This window comes from Pseudaminobacter soli (ex Zhang et al. 2022) (genome assembly GCF_014595955.1).
GTDB classification, from domain to species: Bacteria; Pseudomonadota; Alphaproteobacteria; order Rhizobiales; family Rhizobiaceae; genus Kumtagia; species Kumtagia pseudosoli.
In genome coordinates, this window is the sequence record NZ_JABVCF010000004.1 from 303,830 (window position 1) to 325,858 (window position 22,029).

At 65.6% G+C, this 22,029-nt stretch carries 17 protein-coding genes and 1 other RNA gene; 7 read left to right on the forward strand and 11 right to left on the reverse strand.

What is annotated here, in order from left to right; all coding sequences use genetic code 11:
* Nucleotides 1–168 precede the first annotated feature (168 nt).
* The 3 genes from ffs to HUI96_RS10130 all read left to right on the forward strand — a co-directional run bounded on the left by ffs (nt 169) and on the right by HUI96_RS10130 (nt 2,576).
* An RNA gene (ffs, locus tag HUI96_RS10120) (signal recognition particle sRNA small type) lies at nt 169–265 on the forward strand.
* Nucleotides 266–374: 109 nt separating this feature from the next.
* On the forward strand, nt 375–2,237 hold the full coding sequence (locus HUI96_RS10125; RefSeq protein ID WP_188254516.1) for a DNA polymerase III subunit gamma/tau: 1,863 nt from the start codon (nt 375–377) through the stop codon (nt 2,235–2,237).
* A gap of 15 nt (nt 2,238–2,252) precedes the next feature.
* Nucleotides 2,253–2,576 (forward strand): YbaB/EbfC family nucleoid-associated protein, encoded by a 324-nt coding sequence (locus HUI96_RS10130; RefSeq protein WP_188254517.1) that lies wholly within the window; start codon nt 2,253–2,255, stop codon nt 2,574–2,576.
* Between the two features lie 310 nt (nt 2,577–2,886).
* On the opposite strand, the gene HUI96_RS10135 is transcribed toward HUI96_RS10130, so the two are convergent.
* On the reverse strand, nt 2,887–3,693 hold the full coding sequence (locus HUI96_RS10135; RefSeq protein WP_188254518.1) for an undecaprenyl-diphosphate phosphatase: 807 nt from the start codon (nt 3,691–3,693) through the stop codon (nt 2,887–2,889).
* A gap of 404 nt (nt 3,694–4,097) precedes the next feature.
* On the opposite strand from HUI96_RS10135, the gene HUI96_RS10140 reads away from it, so the two are divergent.
* From HUI96_RS10140 to HUI96_RS10150, 3 genes are all read left to right on the forward strand, one after another.
* Nucleotides 4,098–4,844, forward strand: a complete 747-nt coding sequence (locus HUI96_RS10140) for a F0F1 ATP synthase subunit A (RefSeq protein ID WP_188254519.1) — start codon at nt 4,098–4,100, stop codon at nt 4,842–4,844.
* A 99-nt stretch (nt 4,845–4,943) separates the two neighbouring features.
* Nucleotides 4,944–5,267, forward strand: coding sequence for a DMT family transporter (locus HUI96_RS10145; RefSeq protein WP_188254520.1), 324 nt, complete (start codon nt 4,944–4,946; stop codon nt 5,265–5,267).
* Between the two features lie 251 nt (nt 5,268–5,518).
* A complete protein-coding gene (locus tag HUI96_RS10150) occupies nt 5,519–6,211 on the forward strand; it encodes a glutathione S-transferase family protein (protein ID WP_188254521.1) in 693 nt (230 codons plus the stop codon).
* 32 nt (nt 6,212–6,243) lie between these two features.
* Here HUI96_RS10150 and HUI96_RS10155 read toward each other — a convergent pair whose 3' ends face one another.
* The 10 genes from HUI96_RS10155 to pyc all read right to left on the reverse strand — a co-directional run bounded on the left by HUI96_RS10155 (nt 6,244) and on the right by pyc (nt 20,526).
* Entirely contained in the window at nt 6,244–6,804 is a 561-nt protein-coding gene (locus HUI96_RS10155) for an ActR/PrrA/RegA family redox response regulator transcription factor (protein WP_188254522.1), read from the reverse strand.
* 106 nt (nt 6,805–6,910) lie between these two features.
* Nucleotides 6,911–8,236 carry an ActS/PrrB/RegB family redox-sensitive histidine kinase gene (locus tag HUI96_RS10160; RefSeq protein ID WP_188254523.1) on the reverse strand — a complete coding sequence of 442 codons (1,326 nt, stop codon included), beginning with the start codon at nt 8,234–8,236 and terminating at the stop codon, nt 6,911–6,913.
* Nucleotides 8,237–8,274: 38 nt separating this feature from the next.
* On the reverse strand, nt 8,275–10,809 hold the full coding sequence (hrpB, locus tag HUI96_RS10165) for an ATP-dependent helicase HrpB (RefSeq protein WP_237684047.1): 2,535 nt from the start codon (nt 10,807–10,809) through the stop codon (nt 8,275–8,277).
* A 19-nt stretch (nt 10,810–10,828) separates the two neighbouring features.
* Nucleotides 10,829–11,842 (reverse strand): uroporphyrinogen decarboxylase, encoded by a 1,014-nt coding sequence (gene hemE / locus HUI96_RS10170; protein ID WP_188254604.1) that lies wholly within the window; start codon nt 11,840–11,842, stop codon nt 10,829–10,831.
* Between the two features lie 111 nt (nt 11,843–11,953).
* On the reverse strand, nt 11,954–13,168 hold the full coding sequence (gene hemA / locus HUI96_RS10175; protein WP_188254524.1) for a 5-aminolevulinate synthase: 1,215 nt from the start codon (nt 13,166–13,168) through the stop codon (nt 11,954–11,956).
* Nucleotides 13,169–13,419: 251 nt separating this feature from the next.
* The gene (locus tag HUI96_RS10180; protein WP_188254525.1) at nt 13,420–13,977 is read right to left on the reverse strand and encodes a thioredoxin family protein; all 558 of its coding nucleotides are present in this window, start codon (nt 13,975–13,977) and stop codon (nt 13,420–13,422) included.
* 252 nt (nt 13,978–14,229) lie between these two features.
* On the reverse strand, nt 14,230–14,922 hold the full coding sequence (locus HUI96_RS10185) for a DUF1013 domain-containing protein (RefSeq protein WP_188254526.1): 693 nt from the start codon (nt 14,920–14,922) through the stop codon (nt 14,230–14,232).
* 175 nt (nt 14,923–15,097) lie between these two features.
* Entirely contained in the window at nt 15,098–16,102 is a 1,005-nt protein-coding gene (locus tag HUI96_RS10190; protein ID WP_188254527.1) for an inorganic phosphate transporter, read from the reverse strand.
* A gap of 17 nt (nt 16,103–16,119) precedes the next feature.
* On the reverse strand, nt 16,120–16,764 hold the full coding sequence (locus HUI96_RS10195; protein ID WP_188254528.1) for a DUF47 domain-containing protein: 645 nt from the start codon (nt 16,762–16,764) through the stop codon (nt 16,120–16,122).
* Nucleotides 16,765–17,064: 300 nt separating this feature from the next.
* Nucleotides 17,065–20,526: a pyruvate carboxylase gene (pyc, locus tag HUI96_RS10200; RefSeq protein WP_188254529.1), complete on the reverse strand. Its 3,462-nt coding sequence runs from the start codon at nt 20,524–20,526 to the stop codon at nt 17,065–17,067.
* 143 nt (nt 20,527–20,669) lie between these two features.
* On the opposite strand from pyc, the gene HUI96_RS10205 reads away from it, so the two are divergent.
* Nucleotides 20,670–21,995: a PQQ-dependent sugar dehydrogenase gene (locus HUI96_RS10205; RefSeq protein WP_188254530.1), complete on the forward strand. Its 1,326-nt coding sequence runs from the start codon at nt 20,670–20,672 to the stop codon at nt 21,993–21,995.
* Nucleotides 21,996–22,029 lie beyond the last annotated feature (34 nt).

The following is a 22,029-nucleotide window of genomic DNA, read 5'->3' on the forward strand; positions in this document are numbered from 1 at the left end:
TCTTTTGAGGCTCGCCCATGGAAGTTTGCGCGCAGCCCTTCAATGTCAAAGAGGGCTCGCAAGACATTCATGCGCAAGCCTCGAGGGACGCGCCAACCCGACTTCGGGTCCCTCATCTTCTCCGATCCACTCTTGCAATCGCGCCGCCGATTGACGATATGGAACTCGGGAGGTTGGTGGTGGACGTGCCACTCGCCAACCGGGTCAGGTCCGGAAGGAAGCAGCCCTAACGAGCACGGAACGGGTCATCGTTCCAGCCTCCCACCCTCCGCAAAGCCTGCGCCAGGCCGTCATGGCGTTGACGGAGCCCCGCCGCGCGGGCAACACTCGCGCCGTCCGAATGTTCGTAGGCCCAGCGGAGACTTGCCCCTCGAATGAGCGAAGCCGGAACCGAGCAGACGGGAAAGTCCGGTGCCTATCGGGTGCTGGCGCGCAAGTACCGGCCCGCCGACTTCTCCTCCCTCATCGGCCAGGAGCCGATGGTCCGCACGCTCACCAATGCCTTCTCCACAGGCCGCATCGCCCAGGCCTGGATGCTTACCGGCGTCCGCGGCGTCGGCAAGACCACCACCGCCCGCATCCTGGCGCGCGCGCTCAACTACAAGAGCGACGGCGTCGACCAGCCCTCGGTCGATCTCACGACGCCCGGCCAGCACTGCCAGCCGATCATGGAAGGCCGCCATGTCGACGTGATCGAGATGGACGCTGCTTCCCACACCGGCGTCGACAATATGCGCGAGATCCTCGAGCAGGTGCGCTACGCGCCGGTCTCGGCGCGCTACAAGGTCTACATCATCGACGAAGTGCACATGCTCTCCGGTGGCGCCTTCAACGCCATGCTGAAGACGCTGGAAGAGCCGCCGCCACACGTCAAATTCATCTTCGCCACCACCGAGATCCGCAAGGTTCCGATCACGGTGCTGTCGCGCTGCCAGCGTTTTGACCTTCGCCGCGTCGACGCGGAAACGCTGGTCGCGCATCTTGCCGGCATTGCGGCCAAGGAAGGCGTCGCGGTCGAGGATACCGCGCTGGCGATGGTCGCGCGGGCCGCCGAGGGCTCGGTCCGCGACTCGCTTTCGATCTTCGATCAGGCGATCGCCCATAGCGCCGGGCCGGTCACGGCCGAGACGGTGCGCGGCATGCTGGGCCTGGCGGATCGCGCGCGGGTGATCGATCTCTTCGAGCACGTCATGCGCGGTGATATGGCCTCAGCGCTTTCGGAGTTCCGCGCGCAGTATGATGCGGGCGCCGATCCGGCCACCGTGCTCACCGACCTCGCCGAATTCACCCACTTCGTCACACGTCTGCGCTATGTGCCGAGCGCCGCAAGCGACGCCTCTCTGACCGAGGATGAGCGCACGCGCGGCAGCGCCTTCGCCGAGAAGCTGTCGATAAAAGTGTTGTCGCGGGCCTGGCAGATGCTCTTGAAGGGCATCCCGGAGGTGCAGTCCTCGAACCGACCGGTCGCAGCGGCGGAAATGGTGCTGATCCGCATGGCGCACGCCGCCAGCCTGCCGACGCTCGACGAGGCCATGGCAATGCTGGAGGGTGTCTCCTCCGGCAGGGAGCCCAGCGCTTCGTCCCAGCCATCCCCGCGAACAGGCCAGCCTGCCCTATCCTCTCCGGCTTCAACCGCCGCAGCGGCGCCGAGCTTCAATCCCGCGCCGCAGCCTGATCCGGCGCCCCGCATGATGGCGGGCAGTGGCGGCAGCGTGGTCATGCAAGCGGCTCGGCCGCAGGAGGTTGCCGCCCCGGCCATTGCCGCGCCCCAGCCTGCCCGCGAAGCCGCGCCCGACGGGCCTGCGGTCCGTAACCTGGCCGATCTCGCGGCGCTCGCGGACGCCAACCGCGACATGTCGTTCAAGGTGCTCTTGAAGCGCTGCGTCCGCCCGGTGCGGATCGAGCCCGGCCGCGTGGAGGTCGCGCTCACGCCGGAGGCGCCGAAGACGCTGCTCAACGACATGACGACGCGGCTGCGCGCCTGGACGGGCCGCAACTGGCTGGTGTCGCTGTCGCGCGAAGAGGGCGGCCCAACGCTCTCCGAGCAGGAGAAGGCGCGGCGCGAAAGCGCTCTCCTCGATGCCAGCAACGATCCGGCCGTTGCCGCCATCCTGGCGCGTTTCCCAGGGGCGAAGGTGATCGACGTCCGAATCCCTGATGCGATCGCTATGGCCGATGGCGAGGGGGACGCCGATGCAGAGGTGGCCGCCGACCCCTCGGACGACGACGATAACTAAGGAAGGAACCGTACCATGAAGGATCTGCTCGGCCTGATGGGCAAGGCGAAGGAAATGCAGGCCAAGTTCAAGGCCATGCAGGACGAGATCGAGCAGTTGGAGGCGACCGGCCAGTCCGGCGGCGGCCTCGTCCAGGTCGTGCTCACCGGCAAGTTCGAGATGAAATCGCTCAAGATCGACCCGTCGCTGCTCAAGCCGGACGAGGCCGAGATCCTGGAGGACCTCATCCTCGCTGCCCACAACGACGCCAAGACGAAGGTCGAGACCGCGGTCAAGGACAAGACCGCCGAATTGACCGCCGGCCTGCCGCTGCCGGCCGGGATGAAGCTGCCGTTCTGAGGCAGGGGAGCAGGCCCCCGGAGGCAGTGCCCGCACAGAAGCGCAGCTATTTTTTGCCGCCCGGTAGCTGCGCCTGCTCGACCGATCCGCAGCAACCGTTTTGACCGCGTAAGTACCGCCACCCCTAACCCCTCCCCTCAAGGGGAGGGGGACGGCTGCATCTCCGTCGCCGCCAAGATCGTCGACGTTTGTCGCCGTGCAGAACCGCCGCGATTCCCTCCCACTTGAGGGGAGGGGTTAGGGGTGGGGGGAAAGGCCAACCGCCCTGCTCTTGAGGGTGCGGGCTATTCCTCGTCCGAACTGAAGCGCTCTACCCGACCGTATAGAGCGCTGTGAGCCCCAGCACGCCGACCACGAGCCGCCACCAGGCGAAGATCGCAAAACCGTGGCGCGACACATATCCCAGCAGGAATCGAACAACGATGACGGCCGCGATGAAGGCCGCGACGAAGCCTGTCGCGATCACCGGCAGGTCGGCGGCCGACAGGATGTCGCGATTCTTCAGAAGATCGTAGGTGAAAGCACCGGCCATGGTCGGCATCGCGAGGAAGAAGGAGAACTCCGCGGCGGAGCGCTTGTCGGTCCCCATGAGCAGGGCGCCGACAATGGTCGCGCCCGAACGCGAGGTGCCCGGGATCATCGCGAGGCACTGGAAGAGGCCGATCTTCAGGCATAGCGACAGCGGATAGTCCATGACGTCGTGATAGAGCGGCTTCAGCTTCATTCGGTCGACCGCGAGCAGCACGAAGCCCCCCAGAATCAGCATGATGCAGATCAGCTTGGGAGTTTCGAACAGCACCGTCTTGATGAAGTCGTGCGCCAGCGCTCCGATCACCGCGGCGGGCAGGAAGGCGACCAGGATCCCGAGCACGAAGCGCCTGGCACGCGGGTCGCTAGGCAGGTCGAGCGCTATCCGCATAAGCTTCGCCGAATAGACCGAAAGGATCGCCAGGATCGCGCCGAGTTGGATCAGCACCTCGAACGCCTTGCCTGTCGACTCGAAGCCGAGGAAATGGCCGGCGAGGAGGATATGGCCGGTGGATGACACTGGGAGGAACTCGGTCAGGCCCTCGAGCAGGCCGAGCAGCAGGGCTTCGACAATCGTCTGGTGTTCCATGAAGGTCTCGTGGAGTAGTGGAGAAAATTTCACGACGGCCGGGTGCTAGCTGCGTCCCCGCGGGCGAGCGTGCCGAGGGACTTTGAACATCTTACCGCTACCTGAGTCGCCCGGCCGCGTCCAAACGGATGAGGTCCTTGGGAACGTCCTAGTAGAGATCCGGGCGAGTACCATTCGCACGAAGTCGAACACCAAATGGCCAATTTGATGGTCCGCCTGCATTGGGTGGATGCTGTCGGCCCTTTCGGGCGCCGGAGACCCGCTGCAGCCGTGGCCGCGGAGCAGCGTTGTCGCGCCATGTTGACGGACAATGCCTTGATCGCTAGTTGAAGCCCCGCGCGGGACGACCCGCGCCTCTGAATACCATTCCGGGACGGCCCGGCCACTCTCAGGAGGGCCGGACCATGGCCGGACCAATCGAACAGTTTCAGTTATCCCGAATCGTGCCGATCGAGATCGGCGGCTTCGACCTGAGCTTTACCAATTCGTCGGCTTACATGTTCTCTGCGGTCGGTCTGGGGGCAGCCTTCCTGCTGATCGCCACTTCGACCCGAGCCCTCGTTCCCGGGCGGCTGCAGTCGTCAGCGGAACTGCTCTACGAGTTTGTCTCAAAGACGCTTCGCGAGAATACAGGCGAGAAGGGCATGCGGTTCTTCCCGCTCGTGTTTTCCCTGTTCATGTTCGTGCTCGCAGCCAACCTGATCGGGATGTTTCCCTACGCCTTCACGGTCACCAGCCACATCATCGTGACCTTCGCCTTGGCGATGCTCGTCTTCCTGACCGTCACGATCTACGGCGTGTGGCGCAACGGTTTCGGCTTCTTCCGGCTGTTCATGCCGTCGGGCGTGCCGCCGCTTCTGGCCCCAATCATCGTGCCGATCGAAGTGGTCTCCTACATCTCCCGCCCGGTGAGCCACTCCGTTCGCCTCTTCGCGGTCATGCTGGCCGGGCACATCACGCTCAAGGTATTCGCGGGCTTCGTGGTGTCTCTGGGTGGACTGGGCGCATTGGGCATCGTCGGCGCGGTCCTGCCGCTCGTCATGGTGGTTGCCTTGACCGGACTGGAGCTGCTCATGTCGGTCATCCAGGCCTACATCTTCACGATGCTGACGTGCATGTACCTGAACGATGCCCTGGATCCCGGGCATTGATCGGGTGCTCCGCGGACCTATCTCATGGCGGAGAGGACGACCTCTCGCATCCAAATCGAGACGACCGGGACGGCCCGGCCCAGAAAGGAGGGCCGTGCCATGGCCTGGTTCTATCTCGTACTCGCTGGCGTGCTGGAAGTCGTGTGGGCGTTCTACATGAAGAAGTCCGCCGGGTTCACGCTGCTCGTGCCAAGCGCAATCACCATAGTCACCATGATCGCGAGCTTTGCGCTGCTATCGGTCGCCATGAGGTCGCTTCCGCTTGGGACGGCCTACACGATCTGGACAGGCATCGGTGCCGTGGGCGCGTTCGCCGTTGGCGTCGTCGTGCTGGGGGAAGCTGCGACACCCATGCGCCTGGCGGCCGGTGCCCTGATCGTCTCCGGCATCGTGCTGATGAAACTCTCAAGCAACGCCGCTTGAAATGTGCCCCGGCCAGCGGGCGGTTGCGCGCGAAGCGGCATGACAATGTTGCCCTGACTCTCCCGTCCGGGGTGGACTGAGACGTTGTGGAGGCAGGCAAGCCCGGCCGGATTTCCGGCCGGGCCCTTCCTTGTCATGACGCCGCAACGCACCTATAGGTCTTCGGCCTTCACGGCCGTCGAGTCTGGCCGAGTGTGATTCTCTCACGCGCTGGCTTCCGCTCCGGCCATGCATTCTTTTCTCGCAGGATCATGCTGACGCTCTTCCATCATCCCATGCTCGCTTCCTGCCGGTTCGTCCGCCTAGCCTTCGGCGAGTATGGCGAGGAATTGGCCCTGATCGAGGAGAAGCCCTGGAACCGCCGCCGGGAATTCCTGACGCTCAATCCCGCCGGCACGCTGCCGGTGCTGCTTGCGGAAGGCGATGTGCCGATAGTCGGCGCGCAGGTGATCGGAGAATATGTCGACGAGACGCGGGGCGTTCTGAAGCGCGAGCGCAGGCTGTTCGCGGAAAACCCCATGGAACGCGCCGAGATCCGCCGCCTCGTCGACTGGTTCCTGACCAAGATGGAGAGCGAGGTCACGCGCCATCTCGTGCGCGAGCGCGTGCTGAAGCCGATGATCCCACGGGAACAGGGCGGCGGCTCGCCTGATTCGACCGCGATCCGCGCGGCACGCTCGAACATCCGTCAGCATATGAAGTACATCAACTGGATGGCCGGCACCCGCCATTGGCTGGCCGGCCCGCGGATCACCTATGCCGACCTCGCAGCAGCAGCGGCAATCTCCGTGCTCGACTATCTCGGCGAGATCGATTGGACCGAGCAGGCGGCGGCACGCGAATGGTACACGCGGCTGAAATCGCGCCCCTCATTCAGGCCGCTTCTCGCCGACCGGGTACGCGGCCTCTCGCCGGTTTCGCATTACGCAGATCTGGATTTTTAGCCAGGCGGCGCTTCGGGCCAGTCAACGAGCCGTCAGCGCGGCGCGCGTTTGGCCAGAATGCGCTGCAGCGTGCGCCTGTGCATGTTGAGCCGCCGGGCAGTCTCCGAGACGTTGCGGTCGCACATCTCGTAGACGCGCTGGATGTGCTCCCAGCGGACACGGTCGGCCGACATCGGGTTCTCCGGAGGCGCCACGCGCTCGTTTCCGGTGCGCGTCAGCGCGGCATAGATGTCGTCGGCGTCAGCCGGCTTGGAGAGATAGTCCATCGCACCGAGCTTCACCGCCGTCACCGCAGTTGCGATGTTGCCATAGCCGGTGAGGATCACCGTGCGGGTGTCGGAACGGCTTTCGCGGATGGCGGCCACGACATCGAGCCCATTGCCGTCGCCCAGCCGCATGTCGACGACTGCATAGGCCGGCGCGGCAGCCCTCGCCTTGGCGACCGCCTCCTCGACGCTTTCCGCGGTGTCCACGATGAAGCCGCGCGCTTCCATTGCGCGTGCGAGGCGGGTGAGGAAGGGCTTGTCGTCGTCAACCAGGAGCAGAGACGCATCGGGCCCGATACCGTTGTCCTGGTTTGAGTCTTCAGCCATCGGATCACCTGTTGCCATTTTTTGACCCCGATATAGTCACGCGGTGGGCCAAATGCCACATGCCGTGTGGTGCGCCGAGCCCTAAAGCTCCCTGAAGGTCAATGATCTATGCCGGTTCGTAGATGGCATCCGTTGCAGGCAGGCGGTTCAGGAATTCGGTGCGGATCCAGGTAACCTGGGCAACCGCCCCTTCTCCGAGCTCGGTGCCGTTGAAGAAGGATAGGCGCGCCCCGGATCGTTCGAGCAGCGTCTTGGCGATGAACAGCCCAAGTCCAAGCCCGCCGCCGCGCTCGGCCCCGTGCCGGGTGGACATATAGGGCTCGCCGATACGGTCGAGAATCTCCGGGGGAAAGCCCGGACCGTCGTCCATCACCTCGATCACGACCGAGTTCTCGTCCCACCGCCAGCGCACGGTGACCAACCCCGCGGCGAAATCGACCGCGTTCTCCACCAGATTGCCGAGGCCATAGATGACGCCCGGATTGCGGTGCCCGACCGGCTCCGGACCTGTGCGCTCGCCGGGCTCCAGCCGGATCTCGATGTCGAAATCGCGGTGCGGAGCGATCACTTCCTCGATCAGCGACGTCAGCGGCAGCCGGTCGAGATGCCCCTCGCCTTCGGTCGACAGGCTGGTCAGCCGCTTGAGGATCTCGCGGCAGCGCTCGCTCTGGGAGCGAAGCAGCGTCACATCCTCGCGGTATCTCGGATCGCTGCCGAGGGCACGCTCCATCTCCTTGGCAACCACCGTGATCGTGGCGAGTGGGGTACCGAGCTCATGAGCAGCCGCTGCGGCAAGGCCGTCCAGCGCCGACAGGTGCTGCTCGCGTTGCAGCACCAGTTCCGTCGCGGCAAGCGCGTTGGCCAGCAGCCGCGCCTCCTCCGCCACTCGCCAGGCGTAGACCGCAGTGAAGGTGATGGACGACATCACTGCCATCCACATGCCAGCGACATAGACGAAGGGGATGGCGAGTTCCGCGTCCTCTCTCCACGGCAAGGGCAGGTGGTAGAAGACCAGCAGGCTGGCCATCGACATCACGATTGCGCCGAGCACGGCGGTCATCCGGAGCGACAGCGTGGTGGCGGAGATGACGACCGGCACGGTCAGCAGCAGCGAGAACGGGTTGGTGAGGCCGCCTGTGAGAAAAAGCAGGCCCGCGAGTTGGAAGGAGTCGAACAGCAGCGTCGCCAGCGCCGCGATCGGCGCGAGCCGGTGCGTCGAGGGATAGCGGAAGGTGAGGAAGAGGTTGAGCCAGGCCGAGCAGGCGATCAGCGCGAAGCACAGGCTCACCGGAAGCGGAAATTCCAGCCAATAGGCAACCAGGATGACGGTGATGCTCTGGCCGACGATGGCGAGCCAGCGCAGCCGGATAAGCGTATTCAGCCGCAGTCTGTTTCCCTGGTCGAAGCTCGACTTTGCAACCGACTTGATCATGCGGGCCTTATCGCTCCGGTCCGCTTTGTACGCTAGTTCTATTTCAACCCCGGCTTCGCCCTGTTGGTCGCCTGCGCATTGGCCGGGTCCTCCGGCCAGACATGCTTCGGGTAGCGGCCGCGCATGTCGGAGCGGACGTCGGCCCAGGAGCCGCGCCAAAACGAGGGCAGGTCGCGCGTGGTCTGGATCGGCCGGAGCGCCGGCGACAGGAGCTCCAGCGTGAGCGGCACGCGGCCGTCGCCGACCGTCGGATGCTCCTTCATGCCGAACAGTTCCTGCACCCTGATCGAGAGCACCGGGGTCTCGTCGTCATAGCGGATCGGCACCGAACTGCCCGAAGGTGCTGCAAAATGCGTCGGGGCTGTCCTGTCGAGACGGCGCTGCAAGTCATGCGGAAGGAGGGAGCGTAGCCCCGCCTCGACCGCGCCAGGCTCGATCCGCGAGAACGCCGCCTCTCCGGTCAGGAACGGCTGAAGCCATTCCTCCAGCGACGCTAGCAGCGCCTCATCCGAGACATCGGGCCATTGTGCGCCGGTCGCACGATGAAGCCAGTGGAGGCGCTGGCGCAGGCTTTCCGCTTGCCCGCTCCAGGGCAGCAGCGACAGCCCATGAGTACGAATAGCCTCGATGATGGCCGCGTCGGCCTCAGCGCCCTTAGGCGGCGGCAGCAGCTGTTCCGACAGCACGACCGCGCCCAGCCGAACCGTTTCGCGCGTGCGCACCGCCTTCCGCTCGGTATCGAATTCGCTGATGCGCCGCCGCTGCAGCCGGTCGGCGAGCACGGCGCGGATCTCGGCTTCCGAGACGGCTGCAGCCGAGGCGATCCGCGCGGTCTGCGCCGCGCCCCTGATGTCCGCCACAACCAGATATTGCTCGCCCGCGAGAGGATCGGCCGGGTCGAGCATGGCGCCGCCCCCGTTGGACAGGACGAAGCGTCCGCGTTCGCCGCGCGCTTTTGCGATGCGGTCCGGCCAGGCGCTGAGGAGAAGGGCGCCCAAATTACCCTCCCCCTTGAGGGGAGGGTCGGCGCGAAGCGCCGGGGTGGGGGTGATTTCAGATTCGGTTTCGCCGCCTCTGTGGGACGCCGCCTTCGCCAGCCGCGCAGCCAGCTTGCGGGCAGCCGTGGCACGAGGAGACCTGTCCGCCTGAAACCGCATCAGCCGCCGATCCAAGTCGACGCTGTCACCGCCCAGCCCGCGTTCGGTGAGCAGAACGGCAAGTTCGGCGGCAGTGCGGGCCGCGCCTGTTTGTGCCGCTTCCGCCACCATGTGCGCCAGCCTGACCGGCAGCGCCAGTTTCCGCATGGACGCACCGGATTCGGTGAGGCGACCGTCCTGATCGATCGCTCCGAGGGCGGCAAGAAGTACCCGCGCTTCCGCCAGCGCCGGCGCCGGTGGCGGGTCGAGGAAGGTCAGTGCTGGCGGGTCGGCAACCCCGAAGGCCGCGCAGTCGAGCAGCAGCGAAGAAAGATCCGCCTCCAGGATCTCCGGCGTGTTGTACGGCGCCAAGGCGGCCGTCTGCTCCGCCCGCCAAAGCCGGATGGCGACACCCGGCTGGGTACGCCCGGCGCGGCCGGCACGCTGGTCGGCCGACGCCTTGCTGACGCGCACCGTCTCCAGCCGCGTCAGGCCGGAGGCGGGCTCGTAGCGCGGCACCCGCGCCAGCCCGGCATCGACGACGACGCGCACGCCGTCGATGGTGATCGACGTCTCGGCAATGGAGGTGGCAAGCACCACTTTGCGGCGACCGGGCGGCGCCGGCCTGATCGCCGCGTCCTGAGTGCGGGCGTCGAGCATGCCGTAGAGCGGGACCACGTCGACGGCCGCCGGCGCGCGGCCCTCGAGCCGTTCAGCGACGCGCTCGATCTCGCGCTGCCCGGGCAGGAAGGCGAGCACGCTTCCCTCTTCGTCGGCAAGCGCGTCGCGGATCGCGGACGCAACGAAATCCTCGACCGGCGTCGTGCCGGGTCGCTCGCGGTGCCGGACTTCGACGGGGAAGCTGCGGCCTTCGCTTTCCACCACCGGCGCTTCGCCGAGGAGGTTTGCGACGCGCGCGCCGTCGACCGTCGCCGACATGACAAGAAGGCGCAGGTCCGGCCTCAGCGCTCCCTTTACATCGAGCGCCAGCGCCAGGCCGAAATCGCCGTCGAGCGAGCGCTCGTGAAATTCGTCGAAGAGGATTGCGGCGATGCCGGGCAGTTCCGGATCGTCCAGGATCATGCGCGCAAGGATGCCCTCGGTGACCACGAGGATCCGGGTCTTTGCCGAGACCTTGCGCTCCATCCGCATGGCATAGCCGACCGTGCCGCCGGGCTCGCCCTCACCCAACAGTTCGGCCATGCGCCGGGCCGCCGCGCGCGCGGCGAGCCGCCGTGGTTCGAGGAGCAGGATCGTGCCGTCGCCGCGCCACCGCGCCGACAAGAGCGCCAGCGGCACCAGCGTCGTCTTGCCCGCCCCCGGCGGCGCCACCAGGACAGCGCTGCTGTTTACCTCCAGCGCGGCGAGCAGGTCCGGCAGCGCTTCGGTGACGGGCAGGTCCGGCAATTTCAGGAGCGGGCGGAGCGTGTCAGGCAAGGTCCGACAAATCCGCTGTCTACCGCGCTCCCCGCACCCGGCGCACCATGCGTTCTACATGGCTGACCGGCGTTTCCGGGGTGATGCCGTGGCCGAGATTGAAGACCAGCGGTCCGGTGCCAAGTGCCGACAGGATGGCGTCGATGCCTTCGTCGAGCGCGCGACCGCCGGCGACCAGGCGAAGCGGGTCGAGATTGCCCTGCACCGGGCCGTCTTTCTGCAGAGACTGAGCCTGCGACAGCGGCACCGACCAGTCGAGGCCGACTGCGGTTACGCCTGTCTTCTCGCGATAGCCGGCATAGAGCGCGCCCGCGCCCCGCGGGAAGCCGATGATCGGAAAGCCGGGGTGCGCCGCGCGCACCCGCCGGACGATCTCGGCAACGGGCTTCACGCACCATGCCTCGAAGCATGCCTCATCAAGCACGCCCGCCCAGGAATCGAAGATCTGCACCACATCGGCGCCGGCCTCGATCTGACGGATCAGATACTCGGCGGAGACCTCCGCGAGTTTCGACAACAGCTGCTCCATGGCCGCCGAATTGCGGAAGCCGAAGAGCCGGGACGGAGCCTGGTCGGGAGTGCCGTGCCCGGCGATCATGTAGGTCGCGACGGTCCAGGGCGCGCCGCAGAAGCCGATCAGCGTCGTCTCGTCCGGCAACTCGTGCCTTAGCCGCGTGACGGTCTCGTAGACGGGGGCGAGATGCTTATGGAAATCCGTGTGCTGCCCGAGGGTACCGATCTCCTCCGCCGAGATCGGCGTCATCTGCGGGCCGTGACCCTCGGCGAAATGCAGGTCGCGCCCGAGCGCATGCGGGACGACAAGTATGTCGGAGAACAGGATCGACGCGTCGAAGCCGAAGCGGCGGATCGGCTGCAGCGTCACCTCGACCGCGAAATCGGGATTGTAGCAGAGGTCGAGGAAGGAGCCCGCCTGGCGGCGCTTCTCGCGATATTCGGGCAGATAGCGTCCAGCCTGACGCATCATCCAGACCGGAGGCGGCGAAACAGCCTCGCCTCCGAGTACCTTCAGCATCCTGCGCTGGCTTTTGATCGTGTCCTGCAACGGGCGTCTCCGGTTTGCCGGAGCTATGTCATGCGGGACGCGCCGGGGCAATCGGACAGGATGCAGCGGGTGGGGGTGGCGCTATGCCACCGCCCGTGCCAGGGCGCACTGCGACCAGAGGTCGGAGAGCGAGGCAACGAGATGGTCGATGTCGGCGTCCGTGTGCAATGGCGAAGGCGTGATGCGCAGGCGCTCGGTCTTGCGCGGCACGGTTGGGTAATTGATCGGCTGCACGTAGACGCTGTAGCTGTCGAGCAGGATGTCGCTGATCCACTTGCACTTGGCGGCGTCGCCAACCATCACCGGCACGATGTGGCTCTCGTTGGGCATGTAGGGGATGCCGATGCGGTCGAGGCCGGCGCGCACCTTGCGGACGCGATCCTGATGGCGCGCGCGCTCGAAGGGGCTCGCCTTCAGGTGCCGGATCGAGGCAAGCGCCCCGGCCGCCACATGCGGCGGCAGCGCGGTGGTGAAGATGAAGCCGCTGGCGAAGGAGCGGATGAAGTCGATGAGTTTCGTCGAACCGGTGATGTAGCCGCCGACGACGCCGAAAGCCTTGCCGAGCGTGCCCTCGATGATGTCGATGCGGTCCATGAGACCGTCGCGCTCGGCGACGCCGCCGCCGCGCGGACCGTACATGCCGACTGCATGTACCTCGTCGAGATAGGTGAGCGCGCCGTGCTTTTCGGCGACGGCGACGATGTCGGCAATCGGCGCGATGTCACCGTCCATCGAGTAGACGGACTCGAAGGCGACGATCTTCGGCACGTCCGGACCGTATTCCGAGAGCAGTTGGTCGAGGTGCTCGACGTCGTTGTGCTTCCAGATGCGCTTCTCTGCCTTGGAGTGGCGGATGCCCTCGATCATCGAGGCGTGGTTGGACTCATCCGAGAAGATCACGCTGCCGGGAATATTGGCGCCGAGCGTCGAAAGCGTCGTCCAATTGGAGACGTAGCCCGAGGTGAAGAGCAGCGCGCTCTCCTTGCCGTGCAGGTCGGCGAGCTCGCGTTCGAGCAGCACGTGATAGTGGTTGGTGCCCGAGATGTTGCGCGTACCGCCGGCGCCGGCGCCGCACTTGTCCAGCGCCTCGTGCATGGCGGCAATGACCGTGGGATGCTGGCCCATTCCGAGATAGTCGTTGGAGCACCAAACCGTCACCTCGCGAGCGTCCTCGCCGGTGTAGCGCAGCGCCCGCGGGAACATACCGGCGCGTCGCTCGAGATCGGCGAAGACGCGGTAGCGGCCTTCCTTGTGCAAACCCTCCAGCTTGTCGGAGAAGAATTTCTCGAAATCCATCAACTATGCTCCCTGGGGCACTGCCCTCGGTACCGGCGGCCAAACGCGTATCGCCCGCCTACGCCTATGACAAGCAACTTGCCTCGCGCGGCGTCGTTATGCCGCAAAGGTAAGTTCACTGCGCTGGACCCTTCAACACCGCGCCAGCGGTCCGCCGCTTGATCTGCGTCAATCGATACTGAAGTATTATCACAACGTTTCCATTCGAGCTCACAGAAAATTGATCGAGCATCGGGCGGAAACCGTGTCCCTCATGCCGCATCCTTCCACTTGATCGAACAGCCGATCGAGGCGACCTGGTCGCGCGGCCCCTCGCCGGTTCGCGCAACCTGTGCCATCGCTTCGTAAAGGTCGCGGCGCAGATCCGCGGGTCCCTTCTCGCGGCGCGAGGCGTCGAGCCGCCCACGGTACTGCAGTTCGAAGTCGCGGTTGAAACCGAAGAAGTCCGGCGTGCAGGCGGCATCATAGGCGCGCGCCACCGACTGGTCCTCGTCGTATAGATATGGGAAGCCGAAGCCGTGCCTTTCGGCAAACCGCTTCATGTTCTCGAAGGAATCTTCAGGGTAGGCGTCGGCATCGTTGGAACTGATGGCGACGAAGCCTATGCCGTGCGCGTTCAGGTCGTTCGCGTCCCGCACGATCCGGTCGATCACCGCCCGTACATAAGGGCAGTGATTGCATATGAAGGCGACGAGGAGCCCGTTCGGTCCGGCAAGGTCGAAGATTCGGTGACGCTTGCCGTCGACTCCGGGCAATTCCGCATCGACGGCCTTCCAGCCGAAGTCACAGACCGGCGGGATCGCAGCCATGGCGGCCTCCTCCACTCAGACTCTAGCGATACCTAGTCTAGCCGGACCGGGCGGGCATTTGAACCGCCTCGGGCTGAATCTGACAGAAAGTCCAATGCCAGGTTGGGCTTACGTCAGCATCGCGGTCCTGGTTTTGTAGGGGCTGCGGCTCTGGAGTTTCGCCTTCTTAGCCACGCGGGCCTTGCTCCGGAGGAGAAAATTGAACGCTAGCATGCGCGAGCGGCGAGCCGGGTCGGCAGCGCCGCCCTGCGCCTATTCCTCGTCGTCCGCCTCGTCCGTCTTCTTCAGCGCCGAGAGTTTTGCGAACACCTTGTCGGCGTCGAGTTCCTCTTCCTCCTCGCGCCGTCCGTCGACCGCGGGCGTCAGCCGCTCGGTCATGGCGGCGGGCAGCAGGGTCTCTCCAGTCGGCGCGGCCGCGGGCTTGCCGGCGGAGGCGCGTTGCACCTCGATGTCGAGGTCGATCTGCGAGCAGAGCCCCAGCGTCACCGGATCCATCGGCGTCAGGTTCGCTGCGTTCCAGTGGCGGCGCTCGCGGATCTGCTCGATGGTCGACTTGGTCGTGCCGACCAAGCGCGAGATCTGCGCGTCCTTCAACTCCGGATGATTGCGCACCAGCCATAGAATGGCGTTGGGCCGGTCCTGCCGCTTGGAAAGCGGCGTGTAGCGCGGCGCGCGGCGCTTGGATTCGGGCACGCGGACCTTCGGCTCGGAAAGGCGCAGGCGGTAGTTCGGGTCCTTCTCCGCGCGCACGATCTCGTCGCGACTGAGCTGGCCGGTAATGATCGGGTCCATGCCCTTGATGCCCTGCGCCGACTCGCCGTCGGCGATCGCCTTCACCTCGAGCGGATGCAGCGAGCAGAACTGCGCGATCTGGTCGAAGGAAAGGGCGGTATTGTCGACCAGCCAGACGGCGGTGGCCTTCGGCATCAGCAACGTGTTTGCCATCGGTAATATCCTCTCGTTCGCCCGCGTCCCTAGCGCGGGCGGTGGTTACAACCACCGATTTTGGGGAAATCCCCGCTTATATAACGATTGCAGACCGCAGTCGCAACGGAAATGGCCGAGTGGCTTGATCAAAAAGAGGTCACTCCAGTCGCTTCGGCCGACCGCCGCGCCTAGATCACACGAACAGACCGACGGCGGCGTAGGTCAGACCAGAGATGAGCGCCGTCGCGGGGATGGTGACCACCCAGGCGATAACGATGTTTCCGGCAATGCCCCAGCGCACCGCGGACACGCGCCGGGCCGCACCGACGCCGATGATTGCGCCGGTGATCGTATGCGTGGTCGACACCGGGATGCCAAGGTAGGTCGCGGCGAACAGCGTGATCGCCCCGCCGGTCTCGGCGCAAAAACCCTGCATCGGGTTGAGCCGGGTGATCTTCGAACCCATCGTATGAACGATGCGCCAGCCGCCGAACAACGTGCCGAGTGCGAGAGCCGCCTGGCAGGTGATCACAACCCAGAAGGGAACGTAGAACTCGCTGCCGAGAAGGCCTTGCGAATAGAGCAGCACGGCGATGATGCCCATCGTCTTCTGCGCGTCGTTGCCGCCATGCCCCAGCGAATAGAGCGACGCAGATACGAACTGCAGCCACCTGAAGGTGCTGTCGACGGCAAAGGGCGTCTGCCGCACGAAGATCCAGGACACCACGAGCACCAGCAACAGCGCGAGGATAAATCCCGTGAGCGGAGATAGAACGATTGCCGCTGTCGTCTTGATCAGGCCCGACCAGACGATCGCGTCGAAGCCTGCCTTGGCGACGCCGCCTCCCACCAGACCGCCGATCAGCGCGTGCGAACTGCTTGAAGGAATGCCGTAGAACCAGGTGATGATGTTCCAGGAGATGGCGCCGACCAGCGCGCCGAAAACCACGCGCGCGTCGGTGACAGTGGCATCGACGATGCCCTTCCCGAGCGTCTCCGCCACGTGAAGGCCGAAAAACATGAAGGCGATGAAGTTGAAGAAAGCGGCCCAGAAGACGGCGTATTGCGGCCGCAGCACTCGGGTCGACACGATGGTGGCGATCGAATTCGCCGCATCGTGCAGGCCGTTCAGAAAGTCGAAGAAAAGCGCGACGGCAATCAGAGCAGCAAGAACTGGGAAGGCGAGCGCGGCATCCATCGGGCTATCAGGCTCGTCTACACGTTCTCGACCACGATGCCGCTGATCTCGTTGGCGACATCCTCCAGGCGGTCGACGACCTTCTCGAGCTGACCATAGATCTCGCTGCCGATGATGAAGGCCATACTATCGGACTGGCCGTGCCTGCGAAAGAGCTCCTTGAGGCCATCCTGGTGAAGCTCGTCGGCGCGGCCCTCGACCTTTGTAACCTCGCGCGCGAGGTCCTGCAGCCGCCCGGCGTTGGCGCTGAGCTTCTTGAGCAGCGGAATAGCCTCTGCGGTGAGCCTGGCCGCCTGGACGATGACGGCCCCCATCTCCTGCATCCTCGGCTCGAAGGAGCGCTGCTCGAACAGAGTGACGGCCTTGACAGTCTTGTTCATCGTATCAATCGCGTCGTCCAGCGACTCGATGAGATCCTTGATGTCGCCGCGGTCGAAAGGCGTGATGAAGCTGCGGTGAACCCCGTCCATGACCTTGCGGGTGATCTCGTCGGCCTGGTCTTCCAGTTCGATGATGGTGCGGCAATGCTTCTCGACTTCGTCGCCGCCTTTCAGCAACTGCTCAAGCGCCTCGGCCGCCTGCACGAGGACACTGACGTGGGCTTCAAAGAGATCGAAGAAGCGGTCCTCCCGCGGCAGCAGCGCCCTGAACCAGCCTAGCATGAGCCGCCCCTCTCCGTTGCAAGAGTATCCTGACCGGGAAGCCCACTTGGCCGGGCTTCTCAGGATCGAATTCCGAGAGCCCGCGCAGTCTTGTCCCCGCACCATAAATAACGGCATTTGCTTAGCCGGCAAGCTAGCCAAGCGGAGTGCTGTGGCCGTGCACGGAATCTTTGGGCGGGGTGACGCGGTTCAGACAGCTGACGATCTCCCCCGTCGATCGGGGGAGAGGTGTCGCGGCGAAGCCGCGACGGAGAGGGGGGCGAAAGCCACGTTCGACGCGACGGGGCGCCGCGTCGCTCCTCACTCCGCGTAGACGACCAGCAGATCCTTGGCGTCGATCTGGTCGCCGGTCCGCACCAGCACTTCGGCGATGGTGCCGTCGCGCTCGGCGTGCAGGGCGGTTTCCATCTTCATCGCTTCGATCGAGAGAAGGACGTCGCCGGCTTTCACCGCCTGGCCGGCCGCGACCGCCAGCGTCGAGATCACACCGGGCATCGGCGCGCCGACATGGGCATCGTTGCCCGGCTCCACCTTGCGCCTTGCGCGGCCGTTACTGGCTCCATGCGCGCGGTCGGGCACCTTCACCCGGCGCGGCTGCCCGTTCACTTCGAAGAAGACGGTGACCATGCCCTTGTCGTTGACATCGCCGATAGCGAGGCAGCGGATCACCAGCGTCTTGCCCTTCTCGATGTCGACGAAGATCTCGTCCTCGGGCTTCATGCCGTAGAAATAGACTGGCGTCGGCAGCACGCTGACCGGGCCGTAGGACTCCTGCGCGGCGGCAAAGTCTGAAAAGACTTTTGGATACATCAGCCAGGAGGAGAATTCCTGTTCCGAGAGCTTGCGGCCGAGCTTCTCCTCGACCTCCTTACGGTTGCCCTCGAGGTCGGCCGGCTTGAGCAGCGAGCCGGGCCGCACAGTGATCGGCTTCTCGCCCTTCAGCGCCTTCTTCTGCAGGTTCTTCGGCCAGCCGCCCGGCGACTGTCCGAGATCGCCGCGCAGCATCGACACGACTGAATCCGGGAAGGCGATGTCCTTGGCCGGATTCTCGACATCGGCCACGGTGAGTTCCTGGCTGACCATCATCAGCGCCATGTCGCCGACCACCTTCGAGGACGGCGTGACCTTCACGATGTCGCCGAACATCAGGTTGACGTCGTGATAGGCCTGCGCGACCTGGTGCCAGCGCGTCTCCAGCCCGAGCGAGCGCGCCTGCTCCTTGAGATTGGTGAACTGGCCGCCCGGCATTTCATGCAGATAGACTTCCGAGGCCGGGCCCTTCAGATCGCTCTCGAAGGCGGCATACTGGTTGCGCACCGCCTCCCAGTAGAAGGAGATGCGGCGGATCCAGCCGGTATCGAGGCCGGGGTCGCGATCGGTCCCCTTCAGCGCCTCCACGATCGAGCCGAGGCAGGGCTGCGAGGTGTTGCCGGAGAACGAATCCATGGCCGCGTCGATCGCGTCCACGCCGCTCTCGACTGCCGCCAGCACGGTCGCGGCGGAAAGGCCCGACGTGTCGTGCGTATGGAAATGGATCGGCAGGCCGGTCTCTTCGCGCAGCGCCTTGAACAGCACGCGCGCCGCGCCGGGCTTGAGCAGGCCGGCCATGTCCTTGACCGCCAGGATGTGGGCGCCGGCCGCCTCCAAATCCTTCGCCAGGCCGACATAGTATTTCAGGTCGTACTTGGCGCGCGCCGGGTCGAGGATGTCGCCCGTGTAGCACATCGCCGCCTCGATGAGCTTGCCCTCGGCGCCCACCGCATCCATGGCGACGCGCATGTTCTCGACCCAGTTCAGGCAGTCGAACACGCGGAAGAGATCGATGCCGCCCTCTGCCGCCTGGCGGACGAAGTGTTGGACGACATTGTCGGGATAGTTGGTGTAGCCGACGCCGTTGGCGCCGCGCAGCAGCATCTGCAGCAGCAGGTTCGGCGCCGCCTCGCGCACCTTGGCAAGCCGCTCCCAGGGGTCTTCGGTGAGGAAGCGCATGGCGACGTCGAAGGTCGCGCCGCCCCAGCATTCCAGCGACAGCAGCTGCGGCAGGGCGCGCGCATAGGTGCCGGCAATCGCCGCGATGTCGTAGGTGCGCATGCGGGTCGCCAAGAGCGACTGGTGGCCGTCCCGCATTGTGGTGTCGGTCACTAGCACGCCATTCTCGGCCCGCATCCATTCGGCGAATTTTTGGGGCCCCAGTTCGTCGAGCTTCTGCTTGGCGCCATCGGGGATCGGGCCGGTGAACCACGGCACGATCGGCGCCGCGGCCTCCGGATCGGGAGCGGCGCGGCCGCGCGTCTCCGGATGGCCGTTGACGGTGACGTCGCCGAGATAATTCAGCAGCTTGGTCGCGCGATCCTGGCGCCTCACCTGCGCGAACAGTTCCGGCGTCGAGTCGATGAACCGAGTAGTATACGAGTTCTCCCGGAAGGCGGGATGGGTGATGATCGCCTCGAGGAAGGTGAGGTTGGTCGACACCCCGCGGATGCGGAACTCGCGAAGCGCGCGATGCATGCGCGCGATCGCCTCCTCGGGCGTCGGCGCCCAGGCCGTCACCTTCTCCAGGAGCGGATCGTAGTAGCGGGTGATGACGGCGCCGGAATAGGCAGTGCCGCCGTCGAGCCGGATGCCGAAGCCGGTCGCGCCGCGATAGGCGGTGATGCGGCCATAGTCGGGGATAAAGTTCTGTTCCGGATCCTCGGTGGTGATCCGGCACTGGAGCGCATGGCCGTTCAGCCGGATGTCCTTCTGGGCGGGAACGCCGGACTGAGGCGTGCCGATCGCGAAGCCGTCGAGGATATGGATCTGCGCCTTGACGATGTCGATGCCGGTCACCTGCTCGGTGACGGTGTGCTCGACCTGGATGCGCGGGTTGACCTCGATGAAGTAGAATTTCCCGGTGTCGGCGTCCTGCAGGAACTCGACCGTGCCGGCGCCGATATAACTGGTCTCCTCGGCGATCTTTAGCGCATAGCCGCAAAGCTCCTGGCGCAGCGCGTCGCCGAGGTAAGGCGCCGGCGCGCGCTCGACGACTTTTTGGTTGCGGCGCTGGATCGAGCAGTCGCGCTCGAACAGGTGCACGATGTTGCCGTGCGTGTCGCCGAGGATCTGCACCTCGACGTGCCGCGCCCGCTCGATCAACTTCTCGAGATAGACCTCATCCTTGCCGAAGGCTGCCTTCGCCTCGCGCCTGCCTTCGGTGACCTCGCGCACGAGATCCGTTTCGCTGCGGATGGCGCGCATGCCGCGCCCGCCGCCGCCCCAGGAGGCCTTGAGCATCACCGGATAGCCGATCTCGGCGGCGAGGCGCTTCACTTCCTCCATGTCGTCGGGCAGCGGGTCGGTGGCCGGGATCACCGGCACGCCGACCTCGATCGCAAGATTGCGGGCCGCGACCTTGTTGCCGAGGCGCCGCATGGTCTCGGGCTTCGGCCCGATGAAGGTGATGCCGTTCGCGGCGCAGGCTTCGGCGAACTCGGGGCTTTCGGACAGCAGGCCGTAGCCGGGATGGATCGCATCGGCGCCGGACAGCTTTGCGACCCGGATCACCTCGTCGATCGAAAGGTAGCTCTCGATCGGCCCCATCTCCTTGGCGAGGTGCGAGCCGCGCCCGACCTCATAGCTTTCGTCCGCCTTGAAGCGGTGCAGCGAATATTTGTCTTCCTCGGCCCAGATCGCGACCGTTTTCAGCCCGAGTTCGTTGGCCGCGCGGAAGACGCGGATGGCGATCTCGGAACGGTTGGCGACTAGGATCTTCGATATCGGCACTCAGGCGCTCCAAACGGCAGGATGACTGACAGGCTCCTGTAGCGGAAACATTGTGCAGTGCAAACAGAAATGGCGCATCCCGAAGCCCACCGGAAGCTTGGGTACGGCGTCGACTTGACGCTGCGTGCGCCATCGTGGATGCCATGACCGCACACGATCACCGAAGAGGTTGGGGAATGTCAGCCATATTCGCTCGTCTGGTCGCCTGGGTCGGGGCGGTTCTGGTCTTCGTCCGCAAAAAGGACAGCCGCGGCCTGAAGCAGGCGCAGGGGACCGAGCCGGAGATCCCGAAGGCGAAGGTGCAGGGACTGCCCACGCTCAAGATGCCGACGGCGAAGGGTTGGGCCGGAGACCACAAGCCGGTCGCAGCGCCGGGGCTCAAGGTGAACGCTTTCGCGCGGGGCCTGAAGCATCCGCGCTGGCTCTACGTGCTTCCCGGCGGCGACGTGCTCGCGGCCGAGGCGCTGAGCGTGCCCGGCGGCATCAACAACCTCTTCGACTACGCCATGGTCAGCACGATGAGGCGCGCTGCGGCGATCGGCGACAGCCCCAACCGCATCACGCTCCTGCGCGATGCCGACGGCGATGGCGTCGCCGAGGTGCGCGAGACCTTTCTGGAGGGGCTGAACCAGCCCTTCGGCATGACGCTTCTCGGCGACACCTTTTACGTCGGCAACACCGATGCGCTGGTTGCCTTCGCCTTCACCGCTGGGCAGACGCGGATAACGGCGTCGGGGAAGAAGCTCGCCCCGTTCAAGCCGGCCGGGCACTGGACCCGCAGCCTGCTGCCCAGCCCGGACGGCCGGAAGATCTATGTCGGCGTGGGCTCGCTCTCCAATATCGGTGACAACGGCATGGAGGCGGAGGAAGGCCGCGCCGCGATCCACGAATACGACGTCGAGACCGGCAGGACCCGCATCTTCGCTTCGGGGCTGCGCAACCCGGTGGGGCTCGCCTGGGAGCCGAGCACCGGTGAGCTCTGGACCGTCGTCAACGAGCGCGACGCGCTCGGCGACGAGACCCCGCCGGACTATCTGACCTCGGTGCGCGACGGCGGCTTCTATGGTTGGCCCTACTGCTATTGGGAGCAGACGGTGGACGACCGCGTTCCCCAGAGGCCGGAGATGGTGGCCAAGGCGATCCGCCCCGACTATGCGCTGGGCGGCCACACCGCCTCGCTCGGCCTCTGCTGGATGCCTGCAGGCACCCTGCCCGGCTTCCCGGACGGCATGGTGATCGGCCAGCACGGCTCCTGGAACCGCAGCACGCTGAGCGGCTACAAGGTCGTCTTCGTGCCCTTCGAGAACGGTCGGCCGTCCGGCCCGATGCGCGACATCCTCAGCGGCTTCCTGTCCCCGGACGAACGCTTTTCTTATGGCCGCCCCGTCGGCGTCACGATCGGCCCGGACGGCTCGCTGCTGGTCGCGGACGATGTCGGCGACGTAATCTGGCGGGTAACGGCCGCATAGATTCTGACTGCCGCGTCGAGGCGGCCAAGTTCGA

Excerpts from the sequence above, each read along its gene's own strand:
- HUI96_RS10125 (WP_188254516.1), top strand. The coding sequence starts at position 375 with ATGAGCGAAGCCGGAACCGAGCAGACGGGAAAGTCCGGTGCCTATCGG.
- HUI96_RS10130 (WP_188254517.1), top strand. The coding sequence starts at position 2,253 with ATGAAGGATCTGCTCGGCCTGATGGGCAAGGCGAAGGAAATGCAGGCC.
- HUI96_RS10135 (WP_188254518.1), bottom strand. The coding sequence starts at position 3,693 with ATGGAACACCAGACGATTGTCGAAGCCCTGCTGCTCGGCCTGCTCGAG.
- HUI96_RS10140 (WP_188254519.1), top strand. The coding sequence starts at position 4,098 with ATGGCCGGACCAATCGAACAGTTTCAGTTATCCCGAATCGTGCCGATC.
- HUI96_RS10145 (WP_188254520.1), top strand. The coding sequence starts at position 4,944 with ATGGCCTGGTTCTATCTCGTACTCGCTGGCGTGCTGGAAGTCGTGTGG.
- HUI96_RS10150 (WP_188254521.1), top strand. The coding sequence starts at position 5,519 with ATGCTGACGCTCTTCCATCATCCCATGCTCGCTTCCTGCCGGTTCGTC.
- HUI96_RS10155 (WP_188254522.1), bottom strand. The coding sequence starts at position 6,804 with ATGGCTGAAGACTCAAACCAGGACAACGGTATCGGGCCCGATGCGTCT.
- HUI96_RS10160 (WP_188254523.1), bottom strand. The coding sequence starts at position 8,236 with ATGATCAAGTCGGTTGCAAAGTCGAGCTTCGACCAGGGAAACAGACTG.
- hemE (WP_188254604.1), bottom strand. The coding sequence starts at position 11,842 with ATGCTGAAGGTACTCGGAGGCGAGGCTGTTTCGCCGCCTCCGGTCTGG.
- hemA (WP_188254524.1), bottom strand. The coding sequence starts at position 13,168 with ATGGATTTCGAGAAATTCTTCTCCGACAAGCTGGAGGGTTTGCACAAG.
- HUI96_RS10180 (WP_188254525.1), bottom strand. The coding sequence starts at position 13,977 with ATGGCTGCGATCCCGCCGGTCTGTGACTTCGGCTGGAAGGCCGTCGAT.
- HUI96_RS10185 (WP_188254526.1), bottom strand. The coding sequence starts at position 14,922 with ATGGCAAACACGTTGCTGATGCCGAAGGCCACCGCCGTCTGGCTGGTC.
- HUI96_RS10190 (WP_188254527.1), bottom strand. The coding sequence starts at position 16,102 with ATGGATGCCGCGCTCGCCTTCCCAGTTCTTGCTGCTCTGATTGCCGTC.
- HUI96_RS10195 (WP_188254528.1), bottom strand. The coding sequence starts at position 16,764 with ATGCTAGGCTGGTTCAGGGCGCTGCTGCCGCGGGAGGACCGCTTCTTC.
- HUI96_RS10205 (WP_188254530.1), top strand. The coding sequence starts at position 20,670 with ATGACCGCACACGATCACCGAAGAGGTTGGGGAATGTCAGCCATATTC.